This is a genomic window from Gammaproteobacteria bacterium (assembly GCA_030680605.1).
In the GTDB taxonomy this organism is placed as follows: Bacteria; Pseudomonadota; Gammaproteobacteria; order SURF-13; family SURF-13; genus JAQBXX01.
This window is the reverse complement of sequence record JAUXUQ010000002.1, coordinates 285,435-309,724: the sequence shown is the minus strand read 5'-3', so window position 1 is coordinate 309,724 and position 24,290 is coordinate 285,435. Positions and strand designations below refer to the sequence as shown.

Annotated in this window: 21 protein-coding genes; 8 read left to right on the top strand and 13 right to left on the bottom strand. The window is 59.9% G+C overall.

The annotated features are described in order from the left end of the window. Nucleotides 1–3: 3 nt before the first annotated feature. From Q8L89_02970 to mtnA, 7 genes are all read right to left on the bottom strand, one after another. Entirely contained in the window at nucleotides 4–861 is an 858-nt protein-coding gene (locus tag Q8L89_02970) for a prephenate dehydrogenase/arogenate dehydrogenase family protein (protein ID MDP1708013.1), read from the bottom strand. Nucleotides 862–958: 97 nt separating this feature from the next. Then, a complete protein-coding gene (gene hisC / locus Q8L89_02965; protein MDP1708012.1) occupies nucleotides 959–2,083 on the bottom strand; it encodes a histidinol-phosphate transaminase in 1,125 nt (374 codons plus the stop codon). A gap of 11 nt (nucleotides 2,084–2,094) precedes the next feature. Continuing rightward, nucleotides 2,095–3,174, bottom strand: coding sequence for a prephenate dehydratase (gene pheA / locus Q8L89_02960; GenBank protein ID MDP1708011.1), 1,080 nt, complete (start codon nucleotides 3,172–3,174; stop codon nucleotides 2,095–2,097). A 105-nt stretch (nucleotides 3,175–3,279) separates the two neighbouring features. Further along, on the bottom strand, nucleotides 3,280–4,443 hold the full coding sequence (locus tag Q8L89_02955; GenBank protein MDP1708010.1) for a phosphoglycerate dehydrogenase: 1,164 nt from the start codon (nucleotides 4,441–4,443) through the stop codon (nucleotides 3,280–3,282). A 15-nt stretch (nucleotides 4,444–4,458) separates the two neighbouring features. Next, entirely contained in the window at nucleotides 4,459–5,541 is a 1,083-nt protein-coding gene (gene serC, locus Q8L89_02950; protein MDP1708009.1) for a 3-phosphoserine/phosphohydroxythreonine transaminase, read from the bottom strand. A gap of 24 nt (nucleotides 5,542–5,565) precedes the next feature. Then, nucleotides 5,566–8,124 carry a DNA gyrase subunit A gene (gene gyrA / locus Q8L89_02945; protein ID MDP1708008.1) on the bottom strand — a complete coding sequence of 853 codons (2,559 nt, stop codon included), beginning with the start codon at nucleotides 8,122–8,124 and terminating at the stop codon, nucleotides 5,566–5,568. 127 nt (nucleotides 8,125–8,251) lie between these two features. Continuing rightward, entirely contained in the window at nucleotides 8,252–9,343 is a 1,092-nt protein-coding gene (mtnA, locus tag Q8L89_02940) for an S-methyl-5-thioribose-1-phosphate isomerase (protein MDP1708007.1), read from the bottom strand. 311 nt (nucleotides 9,344–9,654) lie between these two features. Between mtnA and Q8L89_02935 the strand changes: the two genes are divergently transcribed. The 6 genes from Q8L89_02935 to Q8L89_02910 all read left to right on the top strand — a co-directional run bounded on the left by Q8L89_02935 (nucleotide 9,655) and on the right by Q8L89_02910 (nucleotide 15,468). Continuing rightward, nucleotides 9,655–10,317 (top strand): OmpA family protein, encoded by a 663-nt coding sequence (locus Q8L89_02935; protein MDP1708006.1) that lies wholly within the window; start codon nucleotides 9,655–9,657, stop codon nucleotides 10,315–10,317. Between the two features lie 85 nt (nucleotides 10,318–10,402). Then, nucleotides 10,403–11,722, top strand: coding sequence for a TRZ/ATZ family hydrolase (locus tag Q8L89_02930; GenBank protein MDP1708005.1), 1,320 nt, complete (start codon nucleotides 10,403–10,405; stop codon nucleotides 11,720–11,722). Nucleotides 11,723–11,869: 147 nt separating this feature from the next. Continuing rightward, the gene (gene ubiG / locus Q8L89_02925; protein MDP1708004.1) at nucleotides 11,870–12,583 is read left to right on the top strand and encodes a bifunctional 2-polyprenyl-6-hydroxyphenol methylase/3-demethylubiquinol 3-O-methyltransferase UbiG; all 714 of its coding nucleotides are present in this window, start codon (nucleotides 11,870–11,872) and stop codon (nucleotides 12,581–12,583) included. Further along, entirely contained in the window at nucleotides 12,543–13,244 is a 702-nt protein-coding gene (gene gph / locus Q8L89_02920) for a phosphoglycolate phosphatase (GenBank protein ID MDP1708003.1), read from the top strand. The genes ubiG and gph overlap by 41 nt, the downstream gene beginning before the upstream one ends. Next, entirely contained in the window at nucleotides 13,237–14,529 is a 1,293-nt protein-coding gene (gene rmuC / locus Q8L89_02915; protein MDP1708002.1) for a DNA recombination protein RmuC, read from the top strand. The genes gph and rmuC overlap by 8 nt, the downstream gene beginning before the upstream one ends. A gap of 30 nt (nucleotides 14,530–14,559) precedes the next feature. Continuing rightward, nucleotides 14,560–15,468 carry a restriction endonuclease gene (locus tag Q8L89_02910; protein MDP1708001.1) on the top strand — a complete coding sequence of 303 codons (909 nt, stop codon included), beginning with the start codon at nucleotides 14,560–14,562 and terminating at the stop codon, nucleotides 15,466–15,468. A gap of 142 nt (nucleotides 15,469–15,610) precedes the next feature. On the opposite strand, the gene Q8L89_02905 is transcribed toward Q8L89_02910, so the two are convergent. The 5 genes from Q8L89_02905 to Q8L89_02885 form a co-directional block, all read right to left on the bottom strand. After that, nucleotides 15,611–17,164: a 2-isopropylmalate synthase gene (locus tag Q8L89_02905; protein MDP1708000.1), complete on the bottom strand. Its 1,554-nt coding sequence runs from the start codon at nucleotides 17,162–17,164 to the stop codon at nucleotides 15,611–15,613. Between the two features lie 299 nt (nucleotides 17,165–17,463). Next, nucleotides 17,464–18,300 (bottom strand): CDP-diacylglycerol--serine O-phosphatidyltransferase, encoded by an 837-nt coding sequence (gene pssA, locus Q8L89_02900; GenBank protein MDP1707999.1) that lies wholly within the window; start codon nucleotides 18,298–18,300, stop codon nucleotides 17,464–17,466. Between the two features lie 16 nt (nucleotides 18,301–18,316). Beyond that, nucleotides 18,317–19,333, bottom strand: a complete 1,017-nt coding sequence (gene ilvC / locus Q8L89_02895; protein MDP1707998.1) for a ketol-acid reductoisomerase — start codon at nucleotides 19,331–19,333, stop codon at nucleotides 18,317–18,319. An 80-nt stretch (nucleotides 19,334–19,413) separates the two neighbouring features. Beyond that, the gene (ilvN, locus tag Q8L89_02890) at nucleotides 19,414–19,905 is read right to left on the bottom strand and encodes an acetolactate synthase small subunit (protein MDP1707997.1); all 492 of its coding nucleotides are present in this window, start codon (nucleotides 19,903–19,905) and stop codon (nucleotides 19,414–19,416) included. Nucleotides 19,906–19,910: 5 nt separating this feature from the next. Then, entirely contained in the window at nucleotides 19,911–21,623 is a 1,713-nt protein-coding gene (locus Q8L89_02885) for an acetolactate synthase 3 large subunit (protein MDP1707996.1), read from the bottom strand. A 170-nt stretch (nucleotides 21,624–21,793) separates the two neighbouring features. Here Q8L89_02885 and Q8L89_02880 point away from each other — a divergent pair, with 170 nt between their 5' ends. Continuing rightward, the gene (locus Q8L89_02880; protein ID MDP1707995.1) at nucleotides 21,794–22,138 is read left to right on the top strand and encodes a phenylpyruvate tautomerase MIF-related protein; all 345 of its coding nucleotides are present in this window, start codon (nucleotides 21,794–21,796) and stop codon (nucleotides 22,136–22,138) included. 72 nt (nucleotides 22,139–22,210) lie between these two features. Here Q8L89_02880 and fsa read toward each other — a convergent pair whose 3' ends face one another. Then, the gene (gene fsa, locus Q8L89_02875; protein ID MDP1707994.1) at nucleotides 22,211–22,858 is read right to left on the bottom strand and encodes a fructose-6-phosphate aldolase; all 648 of its coding nucleotides are present in this window, start codon (nucleotides 22,856–22,858) and stop codon (nucleotides 22,211–22,213) included. A gap of 121 nt (nucleotides 22,859–22,979) precedes the next feature. Here fsa and icd point away from each other — a divergent pair, with 121 nt between their 5' ends. Continuing rightward, nucleotides 22,980–24,236: an NADP-dependent isocitrate dehydrogenase gene (gene icd, locus Q8L89_02870; protein MDP1707993.1), complete on the top strand. Its 1,257-nt coding sequence runs from the start codon at nucleotides 22,980–22,982 to the stop codon at nucleotides 24,234–24,236. The last annotated feature ends 54 nt before the right edge of the window (nucleotides 24,237–24,290 follow it).

Below are 24,290 nucleotides of genomic sequence, written 5' to 3'. Positions count from 1 at the left end.
CGATCAACCGTTGAACTGGTCACGCTCATGCTTGGCGCGGGCAAAGACATCGAGGATGCGTGCGCCGTCACCAGCATGGATGGCAGCGCGCAGTTGCCCCAGGTCAGCACTGAAACGCTCCAGCACGGTCAGTATTGCATCGCGGTTGGCAAGGCAGATGTCGCGCCACATGACGGGGTCGCTGGCAGCGATACGCGTGAAGTCACGAAAGCCGCCTGCTGCAAAGCGGAAGATGTCGTCATGACTTTCCGTGCGCGCAAGGCTATCGACCAGCGTATAGGCCAGCAGGTGCGGCAGATGGCTGGTGGCAGCGAGCAGTGCGTCGTGGCGGGCAGCGCCCATCTCCATCACCTCGGCCCCCGCCTGCTCCCACATGGCACGCACCTGTCGGATGGCGTCTGCATCGGTATGTGCAAGCGGCGTCAGCACCACACGGCGCTGCTGAAACAGTTCAGCAAACGAGGCCTCGACACCGCTCTGCTCCGTACCTGCGATCGGGTGCCCAGGCACAAAATTCGCAGGCACCTCACCAAATACTGTACGCGCAGCCTCAATCACGCTTGCCTTGGCGCTACCGGTATCGGTGATAACGGTGTGCGCTGCAAGCATGGGCTGGATCTGTTTCAATACCGCCTCTGTAGCACCGACAGGTACTGCCAGCACGACCAGGTCGGCATCCTGCACAGCGCCCGCCGGGTCTGTCTCGTAGCGGTCAATCACACCCAGCGTAACGGCCTTTTGCAGTTGTGCAGCGTTGCGCCCGCTGCCGACGATCTCCCGGCACGCGCCTGCCTGCCTGAGTGCGCGCGCGAGCGAGCCGCCGATCAATCCCACGCCGATAATAGTTAATTTATTTATCATTATTAAAACCCAACGCCAGGGTGCAAGGACGCAAAGTTCACAATAGCAGGCAAGGCGACAACTGGCATTAGCGTTCTTGCGTCATGGCGTCTTTGCGTTAAGTAGTTGGCTGATTCTTCGCCAACACCTTTTCCAAGGCTTTAATAAAACGTTCGTTTTCTTCAGGCAACCCGATCGTGACGCGCAGGTGTTGCGGCATGCCGTAATTCGCCACCGGGCGCACAATGACACCCTCGCGCAGGAGTGCGTCATAAACATCCAGCGCATCGCGTCCGGTATCTACGCACACAAAATTTCCCGCCGAAGGGATGAACGTCAACCCCATCAAGGCAAATGCCGAGGTTACCTGTGCCATGCCCTCACGATTACATGCCAGACTGCGCGCCAGGTGATCGGTGTCTTCGAGCGCCGCCAGCGCCGCCACTTGCCCCAGATTGTTCACATTGAAGGGTTGGCGCACACGGTTCAGCATATCCGCCACTTCCGGCTGCGACAGTGCATAGCCCACGCGCAGGCCTGCCAGGCCATACGCCTTGGAAAAGGTGCGTGTCACAATCAGGTTTGGAAACCGCGTGAGCCACTGGCTCGCGTCCGGATAGTCGGCAGCGGTATCCCGTGCATACTCAAAATACGCCTCGTCCACCACCACCAGAACAGCCGGTGGAATCGTCTGCAGGAAATCTTCCAGCGCAGATTCCGATAACCAGGTACCGGTAGGATTATTGGGGTTGGCTATAAACACTACACGGGTACGCTCATTGACCAGCGCGCCCATGGCGTCCAGATCATGGCCCCAGTTGTGTACTGCTGCGACACGCGCCGTCGCACCGACCGCCTGTGTCACAATGGGATATACGGCAAAGGCATGCTCTGAAAACACCACTTCATGCTGCGGCGTGACAAATGCGCGCGTAACCAGCTCCAGCAGGTCGTTCGAGCCATTGCCCAGCGTGATTTGGTCCAACTGCACGCCGTGTCTGCGTGCCAATGCGGCGCGCAACTCAAACCCCGCTCCGTCCGGATAACGCGCCAGCTGAGTCAGCGACTGTTGTATGGCACCCAGCACACGCGGACTCGGCCCCAGTGGATTCTCGTTTGAGGCCAGCTTGATGGCATCGCGCACACCGTATTCGCGCTCCAGTTCGGCAACCGGCTTGCCCGGCACATAGGGTTGCAGGTTGCGCACGCCCGACGTGGCCAATTCCATAAAAGAGAAACGCATGGCGCAGCCGGTTACAGCACGGCCTTGGGGTAGGAGCCCAGCACCTTCAGCAGCGCCGCATCGGACTGTATCTCCTTCAACGCTGCGGCAACAGCCGGCTCCTGCATGTGTCCCTCGATGTCGATGAAAAACACATACTCCCAGGCCGCCTGGCGGGAAGGACGCGACTCAATGCGCGTCATGCTGATTTCATGCTGCGCAAGCGGCTGCAGCAGGTGGTGCAGCGCACCGGACTGGTTGCGCGTCGACACCAGCAGTGATGTTTTGTCATGGCCGCTGGGCATCGTGTCCTGCTTCCCCAGCACCAGAAAGCGCGTGGTATTGTTGGATTCATCCTCTATATTCATCGCCAACGTCTGCAGCTGGTAAATCGACGCGGCAAGATCACTGGCAATGGCGGCGGCGCCCGTCTCCTGTGCAGCACGGCGGGCACCCTCGGCATTACTGCTCACAGGCAACAAATCCACCCCGGGCAAGTGGCTATCCAGCCAGACCCGGCACTGCGCCAGCGCCTGCGGATGGGCATACACGCGCTGTGCCCCGGCCAGCGTGCCGGATTTGCACAACAATTGGTGATGTACACGCAGCTCTACCTCACCGCAGATCCGGAGCGGCGACACCATAAGCATATCCAGTGTGTGACTGACGGATCCCTCGGTGGAGTTCTCGACCGGTACCACGCCGTAGTTGGCCGTGCCGGACTCTACAGTACGGAAGATATCATCGATATTCGCCACCGGCAGTGCTGTAACCGCATGCCCAAAATGCTTGAGGGCAGCCGCTTCGGAGTAGGTACCCTGAGGTCCCAGATAGGCAATGCTGAGCGGTTGCTCCAGCGCACGGCAGGTAGATATTATTTCACGGAACAGCCGCGCTATTTCCTCATTACTGAGCGGACCGTGATTGCGCTCCAGAACCTTGCGCAGCACCTCGGCCTCGCGTTCGGCGCGGTAACAATCATTGTGCTCGCCACTGACGCGTTTCACTTCTGCAACTTCCTGCGCACACGCAGCACGCTCGCTCACCAGCGCCTGGATTTTTTCATCCAGCGCATCAATGCGGGCACGCAGCGCTTGCAGTGTGTCGCTCATAAAATAGTGGCGTGTGGCGAGTGGCGAGTGGCCGGCGGAAACCAGTCTGTTGGGGAATTCTTCATATAGTTACTCGCCACTCGCAACTAGTCACTCGTCACTGGTTTACAACGTACGCACCGACAATACGCCGTCAATTTTTGCAATTTCCTGCACCACGCTGTCAGGAATTTTCCCTTCGGCATCGGCCAGCGTATAGGCATAATCGCCGCGCGACTTGTTGATCAGGTCAATGATATTGATCCCGGCCTTGGCCATCGCGGTGGAAATCTGTCCCACCATGTTGGGCACGTTGGCATTGGCAATGGCGATCCGCTGACCTTCGGTGCGTGGCATCATCACTTCGGGAAAATTCACCGCGTTGTGAATATTGCCGTTCTCGAGAAAATCACGCACCTGCTCCGCCACCATCACGGCGCAGTTATCCTCGGCCTCGCCGGTGGATGCGCCCAGATGTGGCAGCGCAATGACGCGCTTGCTACCCTTGAACAGATTGCTCGGAAAGTCGCATACATAGGCATACACCTGGCCACTGCCCAACGCCGCATTCAGTGCATCGACATCAATGATGCCTTCGCGCGCAAAGTTGAGCAAGACCACGCCTTTCTTCATAAGCTTCAGGCGCTGCGCATTAATGAGGTTACGCGTCGCATCGGAGAGTGGCACATGCAGCGAGATAAAGTCCGCCTTGGCCACCAGATCATCCACGCTGCCGGCCTGCTGCACGCTGGAAGACAGCTTCCATGCGCCCTGCACGGTGATACCCGGGTCGAAGCCGATTACTTTCATGCCGAGCGCGAGAGCGGCGTTTGCCACTTCACGCCCTATGGCGCCGAGCCCGATCACGCCCAGCGTGCGGCCGGGCAGCTCGAAGCCGACGAAATCCTTTTTGCCCTCTTCGACCAGTTTATTCAGCGTGGCGTCGTCGCCTTCAAGACGGCGTGCAAAATCCCAGCTCTGGCAGATGTTGCGGCATGCGAGCAGCATGCCTGCAATCACCAGCTCTTTTACCGCGTTGGCATTCGCGCCGGGGGCATTGAACACAGGAATGCCCCGGGCTGACAGCTTGTCGACGGGAATGTTGTTTACACCTGCGCCAGCACGCCCTACCGCCTTGAGCGACGCAGGTATTTCCATATCGTGCATCTTGAATGAGCGCAGCAGAATTGCATCCGGCTGGCGCATCTCTGACGCAATTTCATACGTATCGCGCGGCAGACGCTCCAGACCAATATCCGAGATGTTGTTTAACGTTTGAATTTTGAACATGAGAACCTCGCTGTCTCAGGCGTGACGCTGCTGAAATTCGCGCATGAACGCCACCAACGCATCCACACCTGACTCCGGCATGGCATTATAGATGCTCGCGCGCATCCCGCCCACCGATCGGTGACCGGCCAGTGTGAGCAACCCGGCCTTTTTGGCCTCGGACAGAAAGACGCTGTCGAGCTTTTCGTCGGGCAACGTGAACGGCACGTTCATCCACGAGCGGCAGGCAGGGTCAACCGGACTCTTGTAGTACCCGGAGCCGTCAATCGCGGCATAGAGCTTGTCTGCCTTGCGCTGATTACGTTCCGCCATGCCTTGCACCCCACCCTGGCGCTTGATCCAGTCGAACACCAGACCCGCAAAATACCAACCGTAAGTCGCCGGTGTGTTGTACATCGAGCCGTTGTCGGCGTGTATTTTGTAATCGAACATCACCGGCGTACCGGGGAGCGTCTGGCCTATCAGGTCGTCGCGCACGATCACCAGCGTCAGCCCTGCCGGGCCGATGTTCTTCTGCGCACCCGCATAGATAACGCCGAACTTTGACACGTCCACCGGCCGCGACAGAATGGTCGAGGACATATCCGCCACCAGCGGCACATCACCGGTCTCCGGCACCCAGTGGAATTCCACACCACCGATGGTCTCGTTCGGCGTGTAATGCACATAGGCCGCGCCAGGGTTGAGTCGCCATGTTTGCTGCGCGGGGACGTATGTGAAATCCCTGTCTTCCGCGCTCGCTGCCACATTCACCTGGCAGTAACGCTTGCCCTCGGCTATGGCCTTCTTCGACCATTCGCCGGTATGGATGTAGTCAGCCTCGGCTTTGCCGCGCAGCAAATTCATAGGCACCATGGAAAACTGGCTGCTGGCACCGCCCTGCAGGAACAGCACCCTGTAGTTGGCCGGGATTGCCATGATCTCGCGCAGGCTGGCTTCGGCACCTTCTGCAATCGACATGTATTCCTTGCCGCGGTGGCTCATTTCCATCACCGACATGCCACAGCCGTGCCAGTCCAGCATCTCGTCTGCCGCCTGACGTAAAACCTCTTCCGGCAATACCGCCGGCCCGGCGCTGAAATTATATGCGCGTGACATGACACCCCTCATTGCAATAAATATTCATTCCGGGGCAGGCCCTGCGTCCTGCTCTTCCCCGACATCGCCAATGCGCTCGATGCCTATTAACTTTTCATTTTCCGACGGGCTGATAAGCTTCACGCCCTGTGTGTTACGACCCACCTGGGACACTTCGCTGGCACGCGTCCGTACCAGCGTGCCGCCGTTGGTGATGAGCATGATTTCGTCGGCCTCCAGCACCCGCACCGCGCCGATCACTGCACCGTTACGATCGGTGGTCTGGATCGAAATAACGCCCTGACCGCCACGTCCATGCCTGGGATAATCCCCTATCGGCGTCCGCTTCCCGTAGCCACGCTCGGTAGCCGTCAGCACCGCACCTTCGTCGGCGATAATGAGTGAGATCACGCGCTGCCCTGCGCCCAGGCGGATACCACGCACACCACAGGCGGTACGGCCCATGGAGCGCACATCCTGCTCCTCGAAGCGAATCACCTTGCCGGTATCGGTAAAGAGCATGATGTCCTGCTTGCCATCGGTGAGCGCCACGCCGACCAACTGGTCGTCCGCGCGCAGATCGAGCGCAATGATGCCGCTCGGACGCGGGCGTGAAAACTCCACCAGCGGTGTCTTTTTCACGGTGCCCTGCGCCGTGGCCATGAAGACGTAATGGTCCGAGGTAAATTCGTGCACCGGCAGGATGGCGTTGATACGTTCGTCCGGCTCCAGCGGCAACAGATTGATGATCGGCTTGCCGCGCGCGATGCGCCCCGCCTGCGGCAATTCATACACCTTCATCCAGTACACCTTGCCGCGGCTGGAGAAGCACAGAATGGTGTCGTGCGTGCTGGCGACAAACAGCTTTTCGACAAAATCCTCGTCGCGTACGCTGGTCACCGCCTTGCCCCGACCACCGCGTTTCTGCGCACGATACAGTGACAGGGGTTGCGACTTCACATAGCCCGCATGCGACAGGGTCACCACCACATCCTCAACGTTAATCAGATCCTCAAGGGTGAGGTCCTGGTGGTCGAGAACAATCTCGGTGCGGCGCTTGTCGGCATACTGCTCACGTATTTGGGTCAGCTCGCCGTGAATCACCTGCATCAGCCGTTCATTGCTGGCCAGTATGCCCAGCAGGCGCGCGATGGTATCCAGCAGTTCACGATACTCACTGACAATCTTGTCCTGCTCCAGCCCGGTAAGCCGGTGCAGACGCAAATCAAGTATCGCCTGTGCCTGCACCTGCGTGAGGCGATAGCCCTCCGCATCCAGCCCGAATTCCGGCGCCAGATCGTCGGGGCGTGATGCGGCGGCGCCCGCGCGTGCCAACATGTCGCGCACCGCACCCGGCGCCCAGCGTTGCGCCAGCAGGCCTTCGCGCGCCTGCGCGGGGTCGGGTGCGGCCTTGATCAGCGCAATAACGGCATCAATATTGGCCAGTGCGATCGTCAGGCCTTCGAGGATATGGGCACGTTCACGCGCCTTGCGCAACTCATACACGGTACGCCGCGTCACCACCTCGCGCCGGTGGCGGATAAACAGTTCCAGCGCCTGCTTGAGATTCAGCAAGCGCGGCTGCCCATCCACCAGCGCCACCATATTGATGCCGAAAACGCTTTGCAGTTGCGTATGCAGGTACAGGTTGTTGAGCAGAACTTCCGCCACTTCGCCACGCTTGAGCGCAATGACCATGCGCATGCCGTCCTTGTCGGACTCGTCCCGCAGCTCGGAAATGCCCTCGAGCTTTTTCTCCTTGACCAGCTCGGCGATGCGCTCCAGCAGACGCGCCTTGTTCACCTGATAGGGCAGCTCGGTGACGATGATGGTTTGCCTGCCGCTGGTCTCGTCGGTCTCAATCTCGGTGCGTCCGCGCACGATCAGGCGTCCGCGACCACTGCGATAGGCCTCGTGAATACCGGCCACACCGCTGATGATGCCGGCAGTAGGGAAATCCGGGCCGGGGATGTACTTCATCAGCTCCGGCACACCCAGCGCCTGGTCTTCGATCAGTGCCAGGCAGGCGTCGACCACCTCACCCAGATTGTGCGGCGGGATATTGGTCGCCATGCCGACCGCGATGCCGCTGGAGCCATTGATCAGCAGGTTGGGGATGCGGGCCGGAAACACCACCGGCTCGCGTTCGGATTCGTCGTAGTTGGGGACAAAATCGACCGTTTCCTTGTCGAGATCGGCCAGCATCTCGTGCGCGATGCGCGACATGCGCACTTCGGTGTAACGCATCGCCGCAGGCGCGTCGCCATCGACCGAGCCGAAGTTGCCCTGCCCGTCGACCAGCATGTAGCGCAGTGAAAAGGGCTGCGCCATGCGCACGATGGTGTCATACACCGCCGTATCGCCGTGCGGGTGGTACTTACCGATGACATCACCGACCACGCGTGCCGACTTTTTGTAGGGCTTGTTCCAGTCGTTACCGAGCTCACTCATCGCGTACAACACGCGGCGGTGCACGGGTTTCAGGCCGTCACGCACATCCGGCAGGGCGCGGCCCACGATCACGCTCATCGCATAATCGAGGTACGACTGCTTCATCTCCTCTTCGATGTTGACGGGGAGGACTTCTTTGGCGAAATCAACCATCAGAGAGGTTCAGTAGGGCGTGTGTCAGAACTGGAAAAATCAAGGTATCAGGCACTGTTTTTGTGAGCGCCTAGGATAGCATAAACACCCCCTATCCGGCACCTAAAATGAGGCCGTGAACGCTGGCTCAGGCGCTCGCCAACGCCGCAATCTGGCGCCTGTCCGGCGCCAGCACCACGCCGCGCTCCGTCACCAGCACATCCACCAGTGCTGCTGGCGTAACATCAAACACCGGGTTCCATGCCTCGGCCCCGCTGGCCGCCACCGGCTGTCCCGCGAGCGTCAGCAGTTCCACCGCCGTACGCGTCTCAATGGGGATATCGGCACCGCTGTGCAGGCTCATGTCCAGGGTCGAGCAGGGCGCCACCACCATGAATCTCACACCGTGCTGACGTGCTGCCAGCGCGAGGCCGTAGGTGCCAATCTTGTTGGCCACATCACCATTGGCCGCAATGCGATCCGCACCTACCACCACCCAGCCCAGCCCTCCCTGGCGCATCAGCCATGCCGCTGCGCCGTCGGCAATCAGGGTCACCGGAATACCGTCCTGCACCAGCTCCCAAGCAGTGAGCCGCGCCCCCTGCAACCAGGGCCGGGTCTCGCCGGCATACACCTTGTCGATCTTGCCCGCCGCATAGGCCGCCCGGATCACGCCCAAGGCCGTGCCGTAACCGCCCGTGGCCAGCGAACCGGTATTACAGTGCGTCAACACCCCGCCCCCGGCCTCCATCAAGGCCGCACCCAGCTCGCCCATGCGGCGGTTGGCAGTGACATCCTCATCGTGGATGCGCCGCGCCTCGGCGAGCAGGATCGGACCCGGATCCCCCGCCACCTCCACCAGCGCTGTCTGCATGCGCTCCAGCGCCCAAAACAGATTGACCGCCGTCGGGCGCGAGCAGGCAAGCAGTTTGATATCCGGCTCCATAGCGACCCGCCAGCGGGCGGGTGAGTCGGCATAGCGCTGCTGCGCCGCCAGCGCTACGCCATACGCCGCTGCAATGCCAATGGCAGGCGCGCCGCGCACCGCCATGTCGGTAATGGCCTGGGCTACGCTTGCGGCATCGTGGCACACCAGATACGCTGTGGTCTGTGGCAGTGCCCGCTGATCCAGCAAACGCAATGCCCCTCCGCGCCACTCCACGGCGCGCACACTATCGCTGTCCGCCAGCGCAGTTATTGCATGCCTCGATCGGGCACCCGGGTTGTCGCTTGACACCATCATTTATCCTCGGATAACCTCTGTAGCTGGAACTGGATAGCCGCAATCAAAATGACCGCTCTATGTGCGGCAGCGCACAGATACGGCATTCGCGGGGATGTAGCCTTATTCCACACTGTCTAGATTATTATATCGTCACAAATATGCACATTTTTGACACTTATCCACAGAGCCAAAAGATCTTGTTGCCCCTTGTTGCTATAGAATAATATGCAGTATACTGCTAACTTACAGCTGATCAGTGATAACTATATCAACGAATCTGTAATAGCTTTCTAAAAATAGCTTTCATAGCGAAGGAGTCCCACCATATGAGAACAGCAACCAAGAATTTCTTAATAAGCAGTATTGTGGCCGTGATCTCTCTGGTGGCCACAAATGGTGTCTTGGCAGCAGGAGGCATCACCAACAATCACGCCTATGTCGTAGACGGCTCCGGCACCTTGGTACGTGATGGCTCCGGCAAGTGCATCCGCACCGGCTCGTGGAGTCAAGAGCATGCCCTGGTTGAGTGTGGCGACGCCGTAGCTGCAGCCCCGCCGATGGCAGAAAAAGCCCCGGAAGCACCTGTCGCAGCTGGCCCGAAACCGGCCGCCATCCGCGCCACCCTGCAGACCGATGCCTTCTTCGATTTCGACAAGGCCGTGGTGAAAGCGGAAGGCAAAGCCAAGCTGGACGATTTCGTTACCCAGATGAACCAGCATAAGGAAGTGGACGTACTGCTCGTCACTGGCCATACCGATCGCATCGGCACCAACAGCTACAACATGAAGCTCTCACAGCGCCGTGCCGACGCCGTCAAGAACTACCTGGTTGAGAAGGGTGTCAGCAGTAACCGCATTGAGACAGCCGCCAAAGGTGAAGAAGAGCCGGTCGTAAGCTGTGATGGCGTCAAGGGTCGCACTGCCCTCATCGACTGCCTGGCACCGAACCGTCGCGTTGTCGTTGAGACCAAGGTACAGCGCGAAAACTAAGCGCAACCTATTCAACAAAACCCCTTCAGCCCCGCCTCGTGCGGGGCTTTTTTTATACGGGGCGCACCCGTTATCATCGAACATTATGCTTGCCATTGACCTCTTGCTGCATGCGCGGTGGATCATTCCGGTAGAGCCGGCAGGCGCCGTTTACAGCGATCACTGCCTCGCTGTTCATGAAGGCCGCATTCTTGACCTGCTGCCCGCAAACGAGGCACAGCTTCGCTACTCTGCCGCCACCACACTGCGTCTCGACGAGCATGCACTGATCCCCGGCCTCATCAACGCCCACACCCATGCCGCCATGTCGCTGTTGCGCGGGCTGGCCGACGACCTGCCGCTCATGGAATGGCTGAACCAGCACATCTGGCCCGCCGAAAGCGCCTGGGTCAGCCCTCAATTCATACAGGATGGCACCCAGCTCGCCATTGCCGAAATGCTGCGCGGCGGCACCACCTGTTTCAACGACATGTACTTTTTCCCCGACCACACCGCACGTGTCACCGCTGCCTGCGGCATGCGCGCCAGCATTGGCCTGATACTGATCGACTTCCCCACCGCCTGGGCGGCCAACGCCGACGAATACCTGCACAAGGGGCTCGAAGTCCATGATGCCTACAAGGATCACCCCCTGATCACCACCACCCTCGCGCCGCATGCGCCTTACACGGTGTCGGATGCCCCGCTGGAAAAGATCGTGATGTACGCCGACGTGCTCGACCGGCAAATCCACATGCACGTACATGAAACGCGCGCTGAGATCGAACAAGGACTGGAAAAATCCGGCGAGCGTCCACTGGCCCGGCTGGCCCGGCTGGGCATATTGTCGCCTCGCCTGCAGGCGGTGCACATGACGCAGCTCACCGACGATGAAGTTGCTCAGGTCGCCGCCAGCCGCGCCCACGTCGTGCATTGCCCGGAGTCCAACCTCAAGCTCGCCAGCGGCTTCTGCCCGCTGGACAAGCTCATCAAGGCGGGCGTCAATGTCGCACTCGGTACCGATGGCGCTGCCAGCAACAACGACCTCGACATGTTCAGCGAAATGCGCAGCGCCGCCTTGCTCGCCAAGGGCGTGAGCGGCGATGCCACCAGCGTGCCCGCCGCCACCGCCTTGCGCATGGCCACACTCAATGGCGCGCGGGCGCTGGGGCTGGGTGACATCACCGGCTCGCTGCTGCCCGGCAAGGCCGCCGACATCACGGCGGTACATCTCGGCGACCTTGAAACGCAACCGCTCTACGACCCTGTGTCGCAACTCGTCTATGCCACCGGGCGCGACAAGGTCACCGACGTGTGGGTGGCGGGGCAGCATGTACTCAAGCAACGCCAGCTCACCACGCTGGATGAGGCCGAACTGGTGATCAAGGCGCGCGGCTGGGCGCAGAAAATCCGCCCCGCTGGCTGACCTGTTTTTTGTACCCCCTCTCCCTCAGGGAAGGGTTGGGGTTGGGGTGAGGGAGAAAGGGCGAGAAACAGCCTGAGCGCGCACTGCTTACCTCCTTCTCGACAACATCGTAACCGCCATCACATAATTCTGCGTTATTCTATGGGCATGACACAGCACACTCACAACGTAGACCCCGCCGAGGTCGACAAATTTCGCACCCTGGCCGCACGCTGGTGGGATCCGGACAGCGAACTCAAGACGCTGCACGACATCAATCCGTTGCGCATTGAGTACATCGACACCCGCGCCAGACTGGCCGGCAAGCGGGTGCTGGATGTCGGCTGCGGCGGCGGCATACTCGCCGAGGCCATGGCGCAACATGGCGCCGTCGTTACCGGCATCGACATGGCCGAAGACGCCCTCAATGTCGCCAAACTGCATCTGCTCGAGTCCGGCACCAAAGTGGATTATCTGCTCGGCACAGCAGAACAATTCGCCGCCGCGCATCCTGCCGCCTTCGATGTTGTCACCTGCATGGAACTGCTCGAACACGTGCCCGACCCCGCCTCCGTGGTGCGGGCCTGCGCCACGCTGGTCAAACCCGGCGGCCAGGTATTTCTGTCCACCCTCAACCGCACGCCCAAGGCCTATCTGCTGGCGGTGATCGGCGCGGAGTACGTACTCAACATGCTGCCGCGCGGCACGCATGATTACGCGCGCTTTATCCGCCCGTCCGAGATCGAGGCCTGGGCGCGGCACGCCGGGCTGGAACTGCGCGACCTGACCGGCATGACCTACAACCCGCTCACGCGCCGCTACCGTCTGGGACGCGATATTGATGTCAACTATCTTACCCAACTCAAGCGTGGCCGCGAATAATGGCCTGCGCACCGTCCTGTTTGATCTGGACGGCACGCTCGCCGACACCGCCCCCGACCTCGCCTTCGCGCTCAACGCCGTGTTGCAGGAGCAGGATCGCGCGCTGCTGCCGTTTGACACCATCCGCCCCATTGTCTCGCACGGCGCGACCGCGCTCATCCGCCTCGGTTTTGAAATCGAGCCCGGCACGGCCGCGTTCGAGTCGCTGCGCCTGCGCCTGCTCGACATCTACCGCAACCATCTGGCGCGACACACGCGCCTGTTCCCCGGCATCGAAGAACTGCTGGGCGCTATTGAGCAGCGCGGCATGAACTGGGGCATCGTCACCAACAAACCCGCCTGGCTCACCGACCCATTGCTGGAACAGATCGGATTATCAGCGCGCGCCGCGTGCGTAGTGAGCGGCGACACCGTGGCCGAACGCAAGCCGCATCCCGCGCCCATGCTGCACGCCTGCCACCTTGCGGGGAGCGATGCGCATCAGTGTTTATACGTCGGCGACGCCGCACGCGACATCGAGGCCGGCAGGCGCGCGGGCATGAAAACGCTGGTGGCGCTGTTCGGTTACATCGGCGAAGATGAACAACCCGATAGCTGGGGCGCGGACGGCATGATCGCGCACCCGGCTGAGTTACTCGATTGGATTACGGCGCATGACTGAACCAGTCTCCACGCTCGCGTTGATTGTCATCGCACTGCTCGGCATAGCGGGCGGTGCCGTGACGGTTTATCTCCTGATGCAGCGCCGGCTTGGCGCATTGAACCGGGACAACGCCACCCTGAGCGCGCAACTCGAGGCCGAGCAGCGCAGCGGCGCGGAAAAAATCGCCGCACTCGAAGCCGCCCGCGCGCAACTCACTCACACCTTCACCGCGCTCGCGAGCGATGCACTGCGCAGCAACAACGAAGAATTTCTCAAGCTGGCGCAGGAAAACCTCAAGCAGTTTCACATCAAGGCGCAAGGCGATCTGGAGCAAAAGGAAAAATCCATCGAGCAACTGGTGAAACCCATCAAGGAAGCGCTGGAGAAAAACGAGCAACAGATTCGCCAGATCGAGCTTGAGCGCAAGGAATCCTTCGGCTCGCTCAGCAAACACCTCGAAACCATGGCGATCAACCAGCAGTCGCTGCAAAGCGAAACCCGCAATCTGGTGCAGGCCTTGCGCCGCCCGGAAGTGCGCGGACAGTGGGGCGAACTCACCCTCAAGCGTCTCGCCGAGCTGGCCGGCATGGTGGAGTATTGCGACTTTTTCGAGCAGGAGCACACGGCCACAGCGGATGGCGGCATGCGCCCCGACATGATAGTGCGCATGCCCGACGGGCGCGAAATCATCGTCGATGTAAAAACCCCGCTCGATGCCTATTTAAGCGCCATTGAAGCCCCCGACGATGCCACGCGCGCCGTCCATCTCGAAAGCCACGCACGCAACGTCGTCAAACGCGTGCGCGAACTCGCCGCCAAATCCTATTGGGAGCAGTTCAAGAACGCGCCCGACTTTATCGTGCTGTTCATCCCCGGCGACCAGTTCCTCAACGCCGCACTCGACATCCAGCGCGACCTGATCGAAACCGCATTGCGCCAGAAGGTAATACTCGCCACCCCCACCAGCTTTGTCGCCCTGTTGCGCGCCGTCGCCTACGGCTGGCGCCAACAAACGCTGGCGGCCAACGCCGAACGCATCCGCGATGTCGGCGAGGAATTATACAAACGCCTCGGCGTGTTCGCCGATCATCTGGCGAAGGTCGGCAAGAGCCTCAACAGCAGCGTTGACAACTACAACGCCGCCGTCGGATCCTTCGAGCGCCAGCTCATCCCCGGCGCACGCAAATTCGCAGAAATGGGCGTGGAAACCGGCAAGCTGATTGAAGCACCCGAGCCGCTCGAAAAACAGCCGCGCAGGATGACTATCACGACCAAAAAGGGTAGTGTAAACGATCCTAATTGATGTTAGCCGTCAACAATAGAAGAACCACTCATGGCGATACCTGATTACCAGTCAATTATGCTTCCCTTGCTTCGTTTCGCTACGGACGGAAACGAACATCCCCTGCGGGAAGCAATCGAGGGCTTGTCCAAACAGTTCGGGCTTACGGACGCAGAAAAGAATGAGCTGTTGCCGAGCGGACAACAGCCAAGATTCAACAACCGTGTTGCATGGGCGCGATCTTATATGAGTAAGGCGGCTCTGCTGGAGTCAACGCGACGCGGGCACTTTAGCATCACCCAACGTGGTCGGGAAGTCCTATCCAAGAATCCGCCCGAAATCAATGTGAAATTCTTAGAGCAATTTCCCGAGTTTGTAGAGTTCCGGTCGAAACACCGAGAACCTGTAGAAACTACAGAGTCGACTGAAACCGAAACCCTCCAAACACCAGGCGAGCTTCTGGAAACGGCATACCAGAAACTTCGCGAAGATTTGTCCGCTGAACTTCTAAAAACCGTAACAGAATGCTCCCCGTCTTTTTTCGAGCGCCTCGTCATCGATGTTCTCGTAAACATGGGCTATGGCGGTTCTCGAAAGGAAGCTGGAAAGGCCATTGGCCGCAGCGGCGACGAGGGCATTGACGGCATCATTAACGAAGATCGTCTCGGCCTCGATGTCATCTACATTCAAGCCAAACGGTGGCAGGCTACGATCGGGCGCCCTGAAATACAGAAGTTTGCGGGTGCCCTGCAAGGGCACCGCGCAAAGAAAGGAATCTTTATCACCACTTCCGACTTCAGCCGCGAAGCTGTGGATTATGTGGCGAAAATCGATTCTAAGATCGTGCTTATAGACGGCGAGCAGTTATCCCAACTCATGATCGACCACAATGTTGGAGTTACTCCTGTCACGTCGTATGAAACGAAGAAAATTGACAGCGATTACTTTATTGAGGGTTAAAACGGTTAACAAGGCGCTCCAGCGCGTAGTAGGGCGCAATAACAAAATGGCATTGCGCCGCATACGTCTTGGCAACCATCCGGTGCAATGCGCTACGCTTCGCACCCTACAGGCTCACCCTGCCCACTCAACCATTTCACGCTTAGATCGGCTGCCCGGCCTGCGGGTGCTCGCGCTCTGAGGTTTGCAGAATTTTATTCATCGCGTTGAGGTAGGCCTTGGCCGATGCAATCACAATGTCGGTATCCGCGCCCTGCCCGTTCACAATCCGCCCGCCCTTCTCCACCCGCACCGTCACCTCACCCTGCGAATCGGTGCCGCTGGTGATGTTATTCACCGAGTAAAGCTGTAGCGTCGTGCCGCTTTGCACGATGCTCTCGATGGCCTTGAAGGCGGCGTCCACCGGCCCGCCGCCCGGTGCGCTGGCGTGCTGCTCGACACCGTCCACTGACAATGTCACAGCGGCATTGGGTATCTCGCCGGTTTCGGAACAGGCCTTGAGCGCGACCAGCTTGATGCGCTCGTTTTCAGCGTTGAGGTTGGCCTCGGTAATCAGCGCCTGCAAATCCTCGTCGAAGATGTCGTGCTTCTTGTCGGCCAGTTCCTTGAAGCGGACAAAGGTTTCATTCAAGGCCTCTTCCGTGGCAAAGCTGGCGCCCAACTCCTGCAGGCGCGCGCGGAAAGCATTGCGTCCGGAGTGCTTGCCTAACACCATGCGGTTGGTGACCCAACCCACGTCTTCGGCCCGCATGATTTCGTAGGTCGTGCGGTGCTTGAGCACGCCATCTTGATGGATGCCGGACTCATGGGCGAAGGCATTTGCGCCGACGATGGCTTTGTTCGGCTGTACCGGAAAGCCGGTGATGCCGGAGACCAAACGGCTCGCAGGTACGATCTGGGTGGCGTCGATGCCGGTATCGCAGGTGAAGATGTCGCGCCGCGTGCGCACCGCCATCACGATCTCTTCCAGCGCCGCATTACCCGCGCGCTCGCCGAGGCCATTGATGGTGCACTCCACCTGACGCGCGCCGTTCAACACCGCCGACAGCGAGTTGGCCACGGCCAACCCCAAATCGTTGTGGCAGTGGGTGGACCAGATGGCCTTGTCGGCGTTGGGCACCCGCTCTATGAGGGTTTTGATGCGTTCGCCCCACGCATGGGGAATGCTGTAGCCCACGGTGTCGGGCACGTTGACGGTGCGCGCGCCTGCATCGATCGCCGCCTCATACACGCGGCAGAGGAAATCCATCTCCGAGCGCACGGCGTCTTCGGCTGAAAATTCCACGTCATCGGTATACTGCCGCGCGCGCTTGACCATCTGCACGGTGCGCTCCAGCACCTCGTCCGGTGTCATGCGCAACTTGTGCTGCATGTGGATCGGGCTGGTGGCTATAAAGGTGTGAATGCGGCCACGCCTGGCGGGCTTGATGGCCTCGGCGGCACGGTCGATGTCTTTTTCCAGCGCGCGCGCCAGGGCGCACACGGTGCTTTCGGTAATGACCTCGGACACCGCCTTTACCGATTCGAAATCGCCGATGCTGGCGATTGGGAACCCGGCCTCGATCACATCAACGCGCATGCGCTCCAGCGCCTTCGCGATGCGTATCTTTTCCTCGCGCGTCATTGATGCGCCGGGGCTTTGCTCGCCGTCGCGCATGGTGGTATCGAATATGATTAACTTGTCGCTCATCTGCATTCTCCGCTGCTGCTATGGGCGCATTTTTAGAGGTGCCCATATGCTACACGACGCGCTGGTAATCGTCGCGTGGCTTGTTTATCAGGATTGGTTCGCGTGGGTATTCCCTCGCCAGGGAGTTCGACGGTATCTGCCCTAGGGCAGCAGTCGCAGGAGCGGCAGGAGATTAAGTGCAGTGGCCACGCGCAACACGGCCTGCCGACGGGCGGCGGCATGGGCGGCAACAGCTGTGTGGTTGGCGTGTGTCATGGGTAATTTCTAAATCCGCAGGCTAACTATACGGCTGCTACGGCGATTTTTCAAGGTTCGTCCTTGCGTACATCTTCGGGCCGCGTGTCTCCGGCCTCCGTGGTTTCACCACCCCCAGCCTGGATTTTGCGTGCCAGCCGCTTGCTGCGCAACTGCATCAGGGTCAGTATCGGGCCGGAGATACCGTAGAGCAGAAACACGGCCAGCAGGATGCGCGGCGGGTCGCTGGAAATCAGAACAATCACGGACACCAGCCCCAGCAGCGCCAGAAACGGCACTTTGTTCTTGAGGTTGAAGTCCTTGAAGCTGTAATAACGCATCTTGCTCACCATGAGCACACTCACCAGCACGGTAATCAGCAGCGCCACGACCATGATGGCCGTGCCCTCCAACTCGAAGTCATGGGCGCTCCAGACCATGCCGGCGATGATTCCTGCCGCCGCCGGGCTGGCCAGCCCCTGAAAGTAGCGCTTGTCGATGATGCCGATCTGGGTATTGAAGCGGGCCAGCCGCAGTGCGGCACAGGCGGCGTAGACAAAGGCCGCCAGCCAGCCGAACTTGCCGAGAAAATGCAGCCCCCAGGAATACACCACCAGCGCCGGGGCAAGACCAAAGGAGACCATGTCGGCGAGGCTGTCGTACTCCGCGCCGAAGTCGCTCTGGGTATTGGTGAGGCGGGCAATGCGGCCGTCGATGCCGTCCATTACCATGGCGACAAAGATGGCGACGGCGGCGGCCTCAAAGCGCCCGTTCATGCCGGCCACGATGGCGTAGAACCCTGCGAACAGTCCGGCGGTGGTAAACAGGTTGGGCAGCAGGTAAATGCCGCGCCGACGGCGCAGTATACGCCTGTCTGTGGGGTGCTCTTCGTTCGCGTTATCCGGCACGGGGCAGCCAGCGGCCTCAGTTGTGGTCTTTGTCGACCAGGCGGTTGGCCTTGATCCAGGGCATCATGCTGCGCAGTTTCTCGCCCACCACCTCGATCTGGTGCTCGCGCGCCAGCCGGCGCTTGGCCTTCATCACTGCCGCACCGCCCTGATTTTCGAGTATGAACTCGCGCGCGAACTCGCCGTTCTGGATCTCGCTCAGGATTTTCTTCATCTCGCGCTTGGTGTCTTCGGTGACAATGCGCGGGCCGCGCGTCATGTCGCCGTACTCGGCGGTATTGGAAATCGAGTAGCGCATGTTGGCGATGCCGCCTTCGTACATAAGGTCGACGATCAGCTTCAACTCGTGCAGGCACTCGAAGTAGGCCATCTCCGGCGCATAACCGGCCTCGACCAGGGTCTCAAAGCCAGCCTGCACCAGCGCAGTTGCACCGCCGCACAGCACGGCCTGTTCGCCGAACAGGTCGGTCTCGGTCTCTTCACGGAAGTTGGTTTCGATGACGCCGGCGCGGCCGCCGCCGTTGGCGCTGGCATAGGACAGTGCGATGGCCTTGGCCTTGCCGCTGGCGTCCTGATGCACTGCAATCAGGCTCGGCACACCGCCGCCCTGCTTGTAGGTGGAGCGCACCAGATGGCCCGGCCCTTTGGGCGCGATCATGATGACGTCGAGGTCGGCGCGCGGCTCGATCTGGCCGAAGTGAATGTTGAAGCCGTGGGCGAAGGCCAGCGCGGCGCCCTTCTTTATGTTGGGCTCGACCGTGTCACGGTACAGCCTGGCCTGATGCTCGTCCGGGGCGAGAATCATGACGACATCGGCACCCTTCACCGCCTCGGCCACATCTTTCACCTTGAGCTTGGCCTGCTTGGCCTTGGCTTCGGAAGTGGAGCCTGGACGCAGGCCGACCACTACGTCTACGCCGGACTCCTGCAGGTTATTGGCGTGCGCGTGACCCTGTGAACCGTAACCGATAATGGCGACCTTCTTGCCCTTGATGATGGAAAGGTCGGCGTCTTTGTCGTAATAAATATTCATTTCTATCCTCTATATATAAATACAGTAGCGAGTGGCGAGCAAAGGCTTTTGTTTTTCCTGGCTACTCGTTACTGTTGTTATTAAACCTTCAAACTCTTCGCGCCGCGCGCAATGCCCGAGGCACCGGAACGCACGACCTCGATAATGGACTTGCCGTCGAGCGCCTGGATAAACCCGTCGAGTTTCTCGCCGGTGCCGGTCAACTCGATGACATAACTGGCATCCGTGACGTCAATGATGTGGCCACGGAAGATGTCCGCCAGACGCTTGATCTCCTCGCGCGCCGCACCCGTTGCCTTGACCTTGATCAGCATCATCTCGCGCTCGATGTGCGCGCCTTCGGTAAGATCGAGCAGCTTCACCACGTCCACCAGCTTGTTGAGCTGCTTGGTAATCTGCTCGATGATGTTGTCGGTGCCACTGGTCACCAGCGTCATGCGTGACAGCGACGGGTCTTCGGTCGGTGCCACAGTGAGTGACTCGATGTTGTAGCCGCGCGCGGAGAACAGCCCAGCGACCCGCGATAGTGCGCCGGATTCGTTTTCCATCAAAATTGAAATGATGTGTCGCATATCGTTCACGCCAGTTCCCGCTCGGGTGAAAGATGCATCTCATGATGCCCCTTGCCCGCCTCAATCATCGGATACACATTCTCGGTCTGATCGGTGATGAAGTCCATGAATACCAGCCGGTCTTTCAGCTTCAGCGCCTCTTTCAGAGCAGGCTCGACGTCACCGGGCTTCTCGATCTTCATGCCCACGTGGCCAAAGCTTTCCGCCAGCTGCACGAAATCAGGCAGCGCGTCCATGTAGGAGTGCGAATAGCGGCCCTTGTAGAAGAACTCCTGCCACTGCCGCACCATGCCCATATAACGGTTGTTGAGGTTGATGATCTTGATCGGCAGGCCATACTGCTTGCAGGTGGACAGCTCCTGTATGCACATCATGATGCTGGCCTCGCCCGTGACACAGGCCACCGTAGCCTTGGGGTGGGCCAACTGCACGCCCATCGCCGCCGGCAGGCCGAAACCCATGGTGCCGAGCCCACCGGAGTTGATCCAGCGGCGCGGCTTGTCGAACCGGTAAAACTGCGCCGCCCACATCTGGTGCTGGCCCACGTCGGAGGTGACAAAGGCATCGCCCTTGGTCAACTGGTACAGCTTCTCCAGCACCGCCTGCGGCTTGATGAGCTTGCTCTTGTGGTCGTAACGCAGGCAGTCCTTGGCGCGCCATTGGTTGATCTGCTTCCACCACGCCGCCAGCGCCGTCTTGTCGGGCTGTTTCCTGGCCGCCTTGATGAGCTTGAGCATTTCAGCCAGCACATTGCCCACCGAACCCACGATAGGCACGTCCACGCGCACGCTCTTCGAGATCGACGATGGGTCGATGTCGATGTGTATCTTCTTCGAGCCGGGCGAGAACAACTCCACCTTTCCCACCACGCGGTCATCAAAACGCGCACCGATGGCAATCAGCACATCACACTCGTGCATCGCCATGTTGGCTTCGTAGGTCCCGTGCATACCCAGCATGCCGACAAACTGCTTGTCGTTGGAGGGATAGGCGCCGAGACCCATCAACGTGTTGGTGATGGGGCAACCCAGTAGACGCGTAAACTCGGTAAGGATTTTGGATGCCTCACCCAGAATCACGCCGCCGCCACTGTAAATCATCGGGCGTTTGGCAGCGAGCAGCAGCTCCACCGCCTTCTTGATCTGGCCCGGATGTCCTTCAACCACGGGCTTGTAGGAGCGCAATGCCACCTTTTTGGGGTAGGCGTACTCCGTTATCTGGGCGGTGACATCCTTGGGCACGTCCACCACCACCGGGCCGGGGCGACCCGTGGTGGCGATGTAAAAGGCCTTCTTGATCGTGGTCGCGAGGTCTTTCACGTCCTTGACCAGAAAATTGTGCTTCACGCACGGGCGCGTAATGCCCACGGAGTCCACTTCCTGAAAGGCGTCGCTGCCGATGGCCCAGGTGTGCACCTGCCCGGTGATCACCACCAGCGGGATGGAGTCCATGTAGGCGGTGGCGATGCCGGTCACGGCATTGGTCGCACCCGGCCCCGAAGTCACCAGCACCACGCCGGGCCTGCCGGTGGAGCGTGCGTAGCCGTCGGCGGCATGGGTTGCGCCCTGCTCGTGGCGCACCAGGATGTGCTTCACATCCTCCTGCCGGTAAAGCGCATCATAGATGTGCAACACCGCGCCGCCGGGATAGCCAAAGACATACTCCACGCCCTCGTCCTTGAGCGACCGCACCAGTATCTCTGCGCCTGTTAATTCCACTGCCACCACTCCTGAACCAAGAAAACCCGCAAACCGACGCCTGCCATGACGCCAACTTTTGTAATAAGCTCGTAAACCAGTAAGAATAAACGATAAAGTCGCGGGATGGAACTGAACTATCCGCAAACCCAGTAAATTTCCGTTTGGCCACACCCACAACAGGAGCTGCGATGCCCTACCTCAAAATACAAACCAACACCCCGCTTGCACCGGATACCGCCAAGGCACTGCTGGCACAGGCCTCGCGCACGGTGGCCAGTGAACTCGGCAAGCCGGAGAGCTATGTGATGGTGGCGCTGGAGCCGCCCCTGTCCATGCTGTTTGCGGGCACGGACGCGCCGCTCGCCTATCTCGAACTCAAAAGCATCGGTCTGCCGGAGAGCAAGACCGCAGCGCTCTCGAAGGCCTTGTGTGATCTGATGGCAGAGCAGACGGATATTCCACAGGAACGGGTATATATCGAGTTTGCCAACGCCAAGGGCGCGCTCTGGGGCTGGAATGGCGACACGTTTTAATTAGAAGCAGCAGTAATAACTGGATACGAGGGCAACAGGGCGCTGCCCTGATTTGCCCCTTGTGCCTTAGTTTTACAGCCCGCTCTTCTTCCAGTCGGCCATGAACTGATCGATTCCCATGGTCGTCAGCGGGTGCTTGTACATCTGCTCCAGCACCTTGAATGGCAGAGTCACTACATCAGCGCCGATGCGCGCGGCCTCCAGCACGTGCGTGGGATGGCGCACCGAGGCCACCAGCACCTCTGTCGGCCAGTCGTAGTTGTTGTAGATGTCCACAATCTCGGCAATCAGACTCATGCCGTGTTCGCCCACATCGTCCAGTCGCCCAACAAAGGGCGAGACAAAGCTCGCGCCGGCCTTGGCCGCGAGTATCGCCTGCGCCGCTGAAAAGCACAGCGTCACATTGACCTGGGTGCCTTCATCCGCGAGATCGCGGCAGGCGCGCAGGCCGTCGGGCGTGAGTGGCAGCTTTACCGTGACGTTGGGCGCGATACTGGCCAGCTCACGGCCCTGCCTGAGCATCTCGGCATAGTCGAGCGAGGTCACCTCAGCGCTTACCGGGCCACTGACCAAGGCGCATATGGTGGCAATCTGCTTGTGAAAGCTGATCCCGGTTTCCTTGGCCATGAGGCTGGGATTGGTGGTCACGCCGTCCGCCATGCCGAGTTCTACTGCCTTGCGTACGTCATCCAGATTTGCACTGTCGATAAAAAATTTCATGTCAGCCTCCTGTCCCGTGTGTGGGCACTGCTGAAGGTATAGGTGATACAAATCTTATGCCACTCCAGCCGTTAATGCTAAAATTCAGCCGTTCTTTACCTTAAATTGACCGGAAATCCCCATGGCTGACACGCATATCATTGTCCCTTCCGAAGGTGAGCGCATCCACGTCAACGCTGACTACAGCCTGCAAACGCCTGAGCGTCCGATCATTCCGTTCATTGAGGGCGATGGCATCGGAATGGATATCACCCCCGTAATGCGCCACGTGGTCGATGCCGCCGTGACCAAGGTCTATGCCAACCGCCGCCGCATCGTCTGGATGGAGGTATATGCGGGTGAAAAGGCGGTAAAGCTGTACGGTGGTGACACCTGGCTACCCGAGGAAACGCTACGCGCGCTACGCGACTATGTGGTCTCCATCAAGGGGCCGCTCACGACACCCGTCGGCGGCGGCATGCGTTCGCTCAACGTCACGTTGCGTCAGGAACTGGACTTGTATGTTTGCCTGCGCCCGGTGCGCTACTACACCGGCACACCCAGCCCGCTGAAACAGCCGGAGAAAACAGACATGGTGATCTTCCGCGAAAATTCGGAAGACATCTACGCCGGTATCGAATGGGCGGCGGGCACGCCGGAGGTAAAAAAAGTCATCGACTTTCTGCAACATCAGATGGGCGTGAAGAAAATCCGCTTCCCGGAAAGCTCCGGCATCGGCATCAAGCCGGTGTCGCGTGAGGGCACGGAGCGGCTGGTGCGCAAGGCGATCCAGTATGCCATCGACAACCATCGCGACTCGGTGACGCTGGTGCACAAGGGCAACATCATGAAGTTCACTGAGGGCGGCTTCCGCAACTGGGGCTACGCACTCGCCCAGCGTGAGTTCGGCGCATCGCAGATAGATGCAGGGCCGTGGTGCCGAATGAAAAATCCGCACACTGATAAAGAAATCATCATCAAGGACGTGATTGCGGACGCCTTTTTACAGGAGATACTGCTGCGCCCGGAAGATTTCAGCGTAATCGCCACACTCAACCTCAACGGCGACTACATCTCCGATGCGCTGGCTGCACAGGTCGGCGGCATTGGCATGGCACCGGGCGCGAATCTATCCGATGCCGTCGCCATGTTCGAGGCCACCCATGGCACGGCGCCGAAGTACGCCGGCAAGAACCAGCTCAACCCGGCCTCGATCATCCTCTCCGCCGAGATGATGCTGCGCCATCTGGGATGGAAAGAGGCCGCTGACCTGGTCATTAAAGGCGTGTCGGGGGCCATCGCCGCCAAAACCGTGACCGCCGATCTCGCCCGGTTGATGCCTGATGCCACGCTGGTCAGCACCTCAGGGTTTGGTGACGCGGTGATTAAAAACATGTGAGCAGCGCACACCCGGCAGCTTTTCCCGCAATTTCTTGACGCTGCCCACCCCGCC

Excerpts from the sequence above, each read along its gene's own strand:
- ilvN (MDP1707997.1), bottom strand. The coding sequence starts at position 19,905 with ATGCGACACATCATTTCAATTTTGATGGAAAACGAATCCGGCGCACTA.
- pheA (MDP1708011.1), bottom strand. The coding sequence starts at position 3,174 with ATGAGCGACACACTGCAAGCGCTGCGTGCCCGCATTGATGCGCTGGAT.
- fsa (MDP1707994.1), bottom strand. The coding sequence starts at position 22,858 with ATGAAATTTTTTATCGACAGTGCAAATCTGGATGACGTACGCAAGGCA.
- Q8L89_02935 (MDP1708006.1), top strand. The coding sequence starts at position 9,655 with ATGAGAACAGCAACCAAGAATTTCTTAATAAGCAGTATTGTGGCCGTG.
- rmuC (MDP1708002.1), top strand. The coding sequence starts at position 13,237 with ATGACTGAACCAGTCTCCACGCTCGCGTTGATTGTCATCGCACTGCTC.
- Q8L89_02955 (MDP1708010.1), bottom strand. The coding sequence starts at position 4,443 with ATGTTCAAAATTCAAACGTTAAACAACATCTCGGATATTGGTCTGGAG.
- mtnA (MDP1708007.1), bottom strand. The coding sequence starts at position 9,343 with ATGGTGTCAAGCGACAACCCGGGTGCCCGATCGAGGCATGCAATAACT.
- Q8L89_02880 (MDP1707995.1), top strand. The coding sequence starts at position 21,794 with ATGCCCTACCTCAAAATACAAACCAACACCCCGCTTGCACCGGATACC.
- ubiG (MDP1708004.1), top strand. The coding sequence starts at position 11,870 with ATGACACAGCACACTCACAACGTAGACCCCGCCGAGGTCGACAAATTT.
- Q8L89_02905 (MDP1708000.1), bottom strand. The coding sequence starts at position 17,164 with ATGCAGATGAGCGACAAGTTAATCATATTCGATACCACCATGCGCGAC.
- ilvC (MDP1707998.1), bottom strand. The coding sequence starts at position 19,333 with ATGAATATTTATTACGACAAAGACGCCGACCTTTCCATCATCAAGGGC.
- gph (MDP1708003.1), top strand. The coding sequence starts at position 12,543 with ATGTCAACTATCTTACCCAACTCAAGCGTGGCCGCGAATAATGGCCTG.
- Q8L89_02910 (MDP1708001.1), top strand. The coding sequence starts at position 14,560 with ATGGCGATACCTGATTACCAGTCAATTATGCTTCCCTTGCTTCGTTTC.
- gyrA (MDP1708008.1), bottom strand. The coding sequence starts at position 8,124 with ATGGTTGATTTCGCCAAAGAAGTCCTCCCCGTCAACATCGAAGAGGAG.
- Q8L89_02930 (MDP1708005.1), top strand. The coding sequence starts at position 10,403 with ATGCTTGCCATTGACCTCTTGCTGCATGCGCGGTGGATCATTCCGGTA.
- Q8L89_02970 (MDP1708013.1), bottom strand. The coding sequence starts at position 861 with ATGATAAATAAATTAACTATTATCGGCGTGGGATTGATCGGCGGCTCG.
- icd (MDP1707993.1), top strand. The coding sequence starts at position 22,980 with ATGGCTGACACGCATATCATTGTCCCTTCCGAAGGTGAGCGCATCCAC.
- hisC (MDP1708012.1), bottom strand. The coding sequence starts at position 2,083 with ATGCGTTTCTCTTTTATGGAATTGGCCACGTCGGGCGTGCGCAACCTG.
- serC (MDP1708009.1), bottom strand. The coding sequence starts at position 5,541 with ATGTCACGCGCATATAATTTCAGCGCCGGGCCGGCGGTATTGCCGGAA.